1 protein-coding gene is annotated in these 1,432 nt (G+C 57.7%); it reads right to left on the reverse strand.

Features of this window, described 5'->3' with window-relative positions; genetic code table 11:
* A partial coding sequence (locus ACP7A2_RS27110) for an immunoglobulin-like domain-containing protein (protein ID WP_426136850.1) occupies window positions 1-1,432 on the reverse strand: 1,432 nt, incomplete at both ends.

A 1,432-nucleotide genomic window follows, 5' to 3' on the forward strand; every position in this document is an offset into this window, starting at 1 on the left:
CAGCCGTCAGCGTAACGGTCGTGGTATCAACCGAATCCGTAATCGTAGTGACCGCAGGCGTAGTGCTCGGCACCAGGCTTTCGAAGTTGCCACCACTTGCAGCGGTAATGGTGGTGCTGATCGTCGAACCATTGTTGTAAGCGTCATTCGCCGGGGTATCGACGACGACGGTGCCAGTCGATTCGCCGGCCTTGATGGTAATCACCGAGCCATTGCTCAAGGTGACATTCACCGGGGTCTGCGCTGGATTGGTCAGCGTGGCGGTGTAAGTGATCTGACCGCCTTCGGTCACCGTGTCACCCGCCGTCAGTGTGACGGTGGTGGTATCGACCGAATCAGTGATCGTGGTGACCGCAGGCGTAGTGCTCGGCACCAGGTTTTCGAAGTTGCCACCAGTTGCAGCGGTAATGGTGGTGCTGATCGTCGAACCATTGTTGTAAACGTCATTCGCCGGGGTATCGACGACGACGGTGCCAGTCGATTCGCCGGCCTTGATGGTAATCACCGAGCCATTGCTCAAGGTGACATTCACCGGGGTCTGCGCTGGATTGGTCAGCGTGGCGGTGTATGTGATCTGACCGCCTTCGGTCACTGTGTCACCCGCCGTCAGTGTGACGGTGGTGGTATCGACCGAATCAGTGATCGTGGTGACCGCAGGCGTAGTGCTCGGCACCAGGTTTTCGAAGTTGCCGCCAGTTGCAGCGGTAATGGTGGTGCTGACAGTCGAGCCATTGTTGTAAACATCGTTAGCCGGAGTATCAACGACGACGGTGCCAGTCGATTCGCCGGCCTTGATGGTAATCACCGAGCCATTGCTCAAGGTGACATTCACCGGCGTTTGCGCTGGATTGGTCAGCGTGGCGGTGTAAGTAATCTGACCGCCTTCGGTCACCGTGTCGCCAGCCGTCAGTGTGACGGTGGTGGTGTCGATCGAGTCGGTGATCGTAGTCACAGCCGGCGCTGGATTCGGCACCAGGTTCTCGAAGTTACCGCCGGTAGCGTTGGTGATCGTCGTGTTGACGGTCGAACCATTGCTGTAGACGTCATTGGCTGGGGTTTCGAATACTACGGAACCAGCGGACTTGCCCGCTTCAATAACAATCGTTTGGCCATTCGAAAGCGTCACGTTCACCGCAGTCTGCGCCGGGTTAGTCAGCGTAGCGGTGTAAGTGATATTGCCGCCTTCGGTGACCGAGTTATCTGCGGTCAGGGTGACGGTGGTGGTGTCGATCGAGTCGGTGATCGTGGTCACAGCCGGAGCTGGATTCGGCACCAGGTTCTCGAAGTTACCGCCGGTAGCGTTGGTGATCGTGGTGCTGACGGTCGAACCGTTGTTGTAAACGTCGTTAGCCGGGGTATCCACAACTACCGTGCCGACCGACTCCCCAGCCTTGATGGTAATCACCGAGCCATTGCTCAAGGTGACATTCAC

This window comes from Pseudomonas sp. PWP3-1b2, from assembly GCF_049896045.1.
Lineage (GTDB): Bacteria > Pseudomonadota > Gammaproteobacteria > Pseudomonadales > Pseudomonadaceae > Aquipseudomonas > Aquipseudomonas antarctica_B.